This window comes from Bradyrhizobium uaiense, from assembly GCF_010811875.1.
In the GTDB taxonomy this organism is placed as follows: Bacteria; Pseudomonadota; Alphaproteobacteria; order Rhizobiales; family Xanthobacteraceae; genus Bradyrhizobium; species Bradyrhizobium uaiense.
The window spans coordinates 1-6194 of the sequence record NZ_VKHP01000376.1 but is presented as its reverse complement, the minus strand read 5'-3'; the positions used below and the strand labels follow the sequence as shown (position 1 = coordinate 6194).

Below are 6194 nucleotides of genomic sequence, written 5' to 3'. Positions count from 1 at the left end.
CCGAGACCGATATTGCCGCCGACGAAATAGCCCTTGAGGTTGGTGCCGCCGAGACCGAAGTCGGAATCTGCGAAGGCATCGATGGTGGCATCCGACTCGAGGTACTTGTAGCCGGCGTGGACGTTCCAATCCCAGAGATGCTTGATCTCCCTGTCGCCGACGGTGACGCGGCCCAGCCAACCCTGGTTGCCGCCGTTGAACGGGCCGGGCGTGTTGCCGCCGTCCTGGCTTGCCGCACGGTTGTTCATCAGAACGCCGTAAGTCGCCGCAGCGGCATTCATCAGAGAACGGCTGAACGCGGTGTTGTTGACGTACTCGCCGTCGAGCACGATGTGGGTCGGGTGGAAATGTCCGAGATCGAGCTGTCCGCTGACAACCACCGGGCGATACTGGCTGACCAGTCCGAAATACTGGTACTGAAAGTTCTGGCCGCCGTTGTTGCCGATCCCGGGGGCATCGGCGATGATGTTACGCAGCGGGAAGTAGGTGTTTCCCTTCTGCGCAAAGGAGGGCCGGGTTATGTCGGTATTGCAGACGTCGACTGCCGACTCGACGATGCAGGGAGCGGAGCGCTGGCCCTGCACATTGTCGAAGTCGTAATAGGCGACGCCGAAGCGGAACGCATATTCCGGGCTGAAGCGGGCATTGAAGCCGACCTGGCCTCCGAACATCCACTTGTCGTGGCTCGCGAATTTGGTCGGCGCCCCGGTGACCGGGTCTCCCAGATTGATTCCGGCGTTGAAATCGGTGTTGTAGATCGGGAATGCGCCGGCCACCGCGAACGGCGTGAAGCCTTCCCATACCTCGTGCTTGGCCTGAACGGCGACGCCATCGAAGCCGAGATCCCTGTACCAGACGAGATCGGTCGGCGACCAGAACGGGTTGTCGAAACGGCCCGCGGACAGGCTCAGATCGCCGTTCCAACCCTGCCAGTTGATGTAACCGCGATCCAGCCAGAGCGAGTATTTCGAGAAGTTGCCCCCGCTGGCACCAAACGTCTGGTTGGTCGACACCGGTGAGTTGTTTTCGCCGGTCGCGATGCGCAGGCCGGCCGTGAACCCGTAGAGCAGGTCCGCTTCCATGCCGAGCCGGCCGCGGAACCGGAACTGATTGCGGTCCTGCGTGGCATCATAGGTCGGTCCGAAATAAGGGTTCGAGGCCAACGAAACGTCATACGGCGAGCCGGTGTTGATGGCGTTGAAGTTGGCGGCGCCGGCCTGGTCGTTGCCGGTCGGAAAATAGTTGCCCTGATAGCGCACGCGCGCATCGCCGTAGAAGCGGATGCGTTGCGCCCACTCCGGGTAAGTTCCGGGCGACGCCCAGTTCTCTTTCTGCGCCTTGGCCATCACCTCCTGCTTAATCTCTTCCCGTAACTGTCTTTTGACGACTTCGGGAACGTAGGTGACGTGCCTGGTGCCGGGCGGCTGCGCCGCCGCCGCGGCGGCGGTTGCGGCCTTGGTGGCGTCGTCGGCCTTGGTCGTGGCGTCCTTGGCGGCCTGGCGGGAGACATAGGCCTCGTCCTCGGCCTGCTTGATCAGCGCCTGGGCCTGGTCTTCCTTGAGCACGCCCTGCTGCACCAGCAGATTGACGAGATTGACGGTGGCGTTCGACGATGTCGGCTTGGTGCTCGACACTTTCGGCTTCCTGACATCGGTCTTGGCATCGGTCCGCTTCGCCGCGGCGGCGGGGGCCTGGTCGGCGGCCTGATCCGCAGTCTGGCCCACGGCTGGCGTTGCGCAGGCGAGCGCGCTCAGCGACACCGCAAGCGGCAACGCGCGCCATTCTGCGTGAGCTCGTTTCTTAAACATCAGTCCCCCAGTTCTCACTCGCACATTTCAGTTCAAAGGTTGGTCGTTTGGTTGGTATCGTCAGCTCGGCCGTCGCGCAGTTACGCGCGTGACCACCGGCATCGGCATGTCCTTGGGTGGTGGTTCGCGCAGCGTGAGGCTGCCGATCACCTCGTTGCGCAGCGCCGCGTCGATCTCGGGATTGCCGGAGGACGGCGTCAGGACCACGCGGGTGACGTGACCGGAGCCATCGACCCACAGCCGCACCTGGATCTGCGTGGCCATGTTGCGCGTCTTCGGATTGGCGCGGATCGCCGCCTCGACCTGCGAGGTGATGATCGTGGTGTACCAACCCCAGCGGCTGCCACCGCCGCCGCCTCCGCCATACGGGCTGCCGCCGGGCTTGCCGCCGAGATTAAACAGATCGCCGGGGCCCGTCGGCTTGGCATCAAGCGACAGCGGGCCGGGCGGCTCGTCGTTCTTGGCGTCCTTGGCGGGCTCATCCTTCGGCTTGTCGACCGGCTTCTCTTCCTTGAACTCGGGCTCCGCCATCTTGGGCTGCTCGATCATCTTCTGCTCGGGCTGCGGCTGTGGCGGCGGAGGTGGAGGCGGCGGCGGCAGCGTCACGTTGACGATGGTGAGATCGCGCACCTGACGCGGCGGCGGCAGGTCGTCGTGGCCGAGAAAGAAATAGACGATGCCGCCAAGGAACAGTGCGACCAACGCCACCACCGAGCCGTAGCGCAGCAGCGCATTGCGCTCGCCCTTCCCGGCCGCCGACTTGCGGGCAGGGGCCGGCGTGGCGGTTGCGGGAGCAACGGCAACATCGTGATCTTCAGCGGACGGCGTGGCACGCGCGGCCTGCGCGCTCTGGTCCCGCATCGGCGCGTTCATGGCGCGGCCTCCGTCGAGGCGCGCTCGGCCAGCCTCTCATTGACGTATTGCGTGACGAAGCGGGCGAGTGCGTCGAAATCCGTGGTCTTCAGGATGACCTTGGTGTCGGGGCCGGCTTCGATCGCGGCCTGAAACGTCCCGATCTCGCTCAGATAATCCACATAGGCTGCCGCATCGATCGAGAGCCGGGCCCACGGGCTCCGCGAGATCGTCAGCCGCAGCGGGTTGTCTGCGAGCTCCCGGCCCGCGACGTGGCGCCGGAGCACGTCGGCGAGCTTGACCAGCAGAGCCTCGCCATGGATGGGAAACGGCAGGACCTCGCCGGCCGCTTGTTCGTGCAACGTCGGACTGGACGGCCCGGAGCCGGCCGAACTCGATACCGTCTCCACCGGCACCGCACGGCCGCGGTCTGCGACATCGCAGCCGGGATCGCAACCGGGATCGAATGATCGCATCACGTCGCTCAGCCACGACCGCAGCGTCCGGCGCTCGGCAAGTGGAAAGGGTGTTGGCTGCGTGAACATGGCGTCGCTTCCCGGCTGGCTCACTTCACGAGCGGCTTGGTGGCGAGCCCGACTTGGCTCAGGCCGATGCGGCTGAGCAGATCGAACACGTCCATCACGCTCTGGTATTGCGCCTGCGCATCGCCGCGCAGCACCACGGGAAATTCCGGCGTCAGGGCCTTCTGCTGGATCAGCCGCTGCTCGAGCTCGGCCAATGTCACCGGGATGGTGTCGAGGAAGATCTTGCCGTCATTGGCGACCGTGATCGCCTTGGTGGTCTGGGTCGCAAGGCTCGGCGCCGCCGAGGCCTTCGGCAGATTGACCTTCTGTCCCTGCACGGTCGCCGTCGTCATGATGATGAAGATCACCAGCAGCACGTAGGCGAGGTCCAACATCGGCGTGATGTTGATGTCGTCATACGGTTTGGAATCGGCCTGGATTTGCATCGCCGTTACTCCGCGGCGATGCGGTGTTCGATCGGGTCCGGCCGATCAGCGGAATAGAATTCCGCCATCTTGGTCACGAACTCGTCGACGAAGACCTGAATGTCGTTGGTCAGGTCCTTGATCCGCGAGATCAGGTAATTGTAGCCGAACAGCGCCGGGATCGCGACGCCGAGACCGGCGACGGTTGCCACCAGTGCCGCGGCGATGCCGGGTGCGATCGCATTGACGTTGACGTCGCCGCTGGCCGCGATCGCCGCGAAGGTGATCATGACGCCGACCACGGTGCCGAGCAGGCCGAGGAACGGTCCGCCCGAGATCGCGATCGTGAGCACCACCATCAAGCGATTGAGCCGCTGCATCTCCTTGACGACGCCGCTATCGAGCGCCGCACGGATCGCCGCAATCGAGACCGCCGACAGCACCGGCGCGCGCTGCGAATTGCTGCCCCCGAAGCGGTGGCGGATTTCCGCAGCACCGATGTGATAGATGCGATAGAGCGAGGACGAGCGCATCATCTTGGCGTCGGCTTCGGTGAGACGTCCGCCCAGCGTCGAGATGTCGTCGGCATCGCCGCGATCCAGCATGGTGAGATCGGCGGCGATCTCGCGGAAGCCCTTCATGAACTGGGCGTTCGCCTTGGCCTGCTTGCTGAGATACGAGGCTCTGTCGAACATCACCACCCAGCTGATCGCAGCCATGATCAGGAGAATGCCGATCACCACCCAGCCGTCGAGCGTCACCGACTTCAGGATCACCGCGAAGTAGCCGGACAGCCAGCTTGCAGTCTCCTCGTCGACGCTGAAGGCCATCAGCTTGGCCTGGTCGGGACCCTGCCCGATCGCCATCACCTTGATCAGTCCGGCCGAGCGCGCGACCTTGCTGATCTGCAATTCGTCGATGTCGCCGACGAAGCCGGCCATGGCGGCGACAGGCGCCGGTGCCGGCGTTGCTGCTGGCTCCGGCGTCGCCGCGGGCGCGGCTCCACCGTCCGCAGCCGACGCATCAGGGGGCACTGATGGTGTTGCTGCGGACGGGGCCGTCGCAGGCGCGATCGGAGAAGCGCTGGAGGTCGACGAGTCCCCTCCGATCAGGCCAGCAGTATTGAGAGCCGGCAGGCTTGCGCTGAGCGCGGCGTAGGATACGCCGTCGAGATAGAGCGTGACCTGGCCGTTTGCCGCAACGACCGCGACGTGATGCCAGCTGCTGGCCGCCTCCGCTGCTCCGGCGGTCGAGCGCTGCACGGAGCCCGCACTGGTGACTTCGACAAACGGGCTGCCGTTGTCGACACCGATCACCAGTGCGTTGGCGCCGTCACGCCGGCTGAACAGCGCAGCATTTGGCTGCAGCGCAGCCGGCTTGATCCAGGCCGACCAGGTCAGCGCCGCGCCATCCGCCCAGGTGAACGACGGCGAGGCCGGCACGGTCACCGGCGCGCGGCCGTCGAGTCGCAAGCCGGTCCCGATCAGCGAGCCGTCCGCCGGCTGGCCGACGCTCTGGGAGTTGTTGGCCCATACCGAGGAATCGATCGCGGGCGTGCCGCGCTCGTTGAAGTGATAGACCGTCAGGGTATCCGGATCGTAGGTGCCCTTGGGATCGCTGGTGGCGAGCGCTTTCTTGTTGCCGTAATAGAGCCAGATGTCGGTCCGCGCGCCCGGCGCAAGGTTCGGCACCGCGACCCAGACCAGGCCTTCGCCAAGCAGGGAATCGAACTTCTCGATGTGATGCTTGAGCGGCGTCTTGTCGTCACCGGCGACGAAGCGCAGATCGCTGCCGTCATCCTTTGCCGAGCTGAAGCGGAAATTCCCGACATGCAGGCGGACCAGCATGGGCGTCGTTCCGATCGGGTCGGTGACGTTGGCGCCGGACGCGCTGGCATCGATCGTGATCTTCTTGCGCAGCGACCATTCGTCGTTCCACCAGGCATTCGCCGGCGCGAACGACGCCGCCAGGGCGACGAGCCCGAACAACAATGCCGTCGCTGTTTTCGCAATGCCTCGCCGCAGCGCCGGCCGGCGCGTGCGTCGCTCGAGAGTAAGACCCATCCCCATCAGAATTCACCCCAAATTCGGAAGTTCACGCGCGGACTGTTTGCGTGCGTGTATTGTTGAGCAACCCCAGGCACGGATAGCGCGACCATGCCGTTGAAATATTCGAAGGACTTGAACCGCGTGCCGATGCCGTAGCTCCATTCGACGAATGACGATTGCTGATCGACCAGCGGCTGCTGGATCGACGCGTAGCCGGCGTCAAAGAACGTGAAGAAGCGCCAGTCGTTGAAGGTGACGAAGCGCGGCTTGCCGTCGCCGGTTTCGCTCTTGAGCTCGCCCTGCAGCATGCCGCCGACATTGGGCGTGCGCAGCTCGAAATTGGCGACTGCGCCGTTGTCGCCGAGCACCTCGGATTCGAGGTAGCCGCGGACGGTATCGAGACCGCCGAGGCTGAACTGCTCGCTCGAGACCAGCGGCCCGTCGGCAATCTGCCCCTGCACCTTGCCGTAGAGCTGGAAGCCTTCGGGCAGCTCCTGGGTATGCGAGACGTCGAGGTTGAGGTGGGTGAAGCTCGGC

At 64.9% G+C, this 6194-nt stretch carries 6 protein-coding genes; all 6 read right to left on the bottom strand.

The features are described 5' to 3' along the window. A partial coding sequence (locus FNJ47_RS43990; protein ID WP_163162761.1) for a putative porin occupies nucleotides 1–1808 on the bottom strand: 1808 nt, incomplete at its 3' end. Nucleotides 1809–1868: 60 nt separating this feature from the next. Further along, nucleotides 1869–2681 carry a TonB C-terminal domain-containing protein gene (locus FNJ47_RS43985; RefSeq protein ID WP_236000517.1) on the bottom strand — a complete coding sequence of 271 codons (813 nt, stop codon included), beginning with the start codon at nucleotides 2679–2681 and terminating at the stop codon, nucleotides 1869–1871. After that, complete coding sequence (locus FNJ47_RS43980; RefSeq protein ID WP_236000516.1) at nucleotides 2678–3205, bottom strand: hypothetical protein; 528 nt, start codon at nucleotides 3203–3205, stop codon at nucleotides 2678–2680. Before FNJ47_RS43980 ends, FNJ47_RS43985 begins: the two co-directional genes overlap by 4 nt. A gap of 20 nt (nucleotides 3206–3225) precedes the next feature. Beyond that, the gene (locus tag FNJ47_RS43975) at nucleotides 3226–3630 is read right to left on the bottom strand and encodes an ExbD/TolR family protein (protein WP_092122695.1); all 405 of its coding nucleotides are present in this window, start codon (nucleotides 3628–3630) and stop codon (nucleotides 3226–3228) included. A 5-nt stretch (nucleotides 3631–3635) separates the two neighbouring features. Next, nucleotides 3636–5678: a DUF2341 domain-containing protein gene (locus FNJ47_RS43970; RefSeq protein ID WP_236000515.1), complete on the bottom strand. Its 2043-nt coding sequence runs from the start codon at nucleotides 5676–5678 to the stop codon at nucleotides 3636–3638. Then, nucleotides 5678–6194, bottom strand: a 517-nt coding sequence (locus FNJ47_RS43965; protein WP_283811376.1) for a ShlB/FhaC/HecB family hemolysin secretion/activation protein, incomplete at its 5' end; no start/stop codon positions are given. The genes FNJ47_RS43970 and FNJ47_RS43965, both read right to left, overlap by 1 nt.

Excerpts from the sequence above, each read along its gene's own strand:
- FNJ47_RS43985 (WP_236000517.1), bottom strand. The coding sequence starts at position 2,681 with ATGAACGCGCCGATGCGGGACCAGAGCGCGCAGGCCGCGCGTGCCACG.
- FNJ47_RS43980 (WP_236000516.1), bottom strand. The coding sequence starts at position 3,205 with ATGTTCACGCAGCCAACACCCTTTCCACTTGCCGAGCGCCGGACGCTG.
- FNJ47_RS43970 (WP_236000515.1), bottom strand. The coding sequence starts at position 5,678 with ATGGGGATGGGTCTTACTCTCGAGCGACGCACGCGCCGGCCGGCGCTG.
- FNJ47_RS43975 (WP_092122695.1), bottom strand. The coding sequence starts at position 3,630 with ATGCAAATCCAGGCCGATTCCAAACCGTATGACGACATCAACATCACG.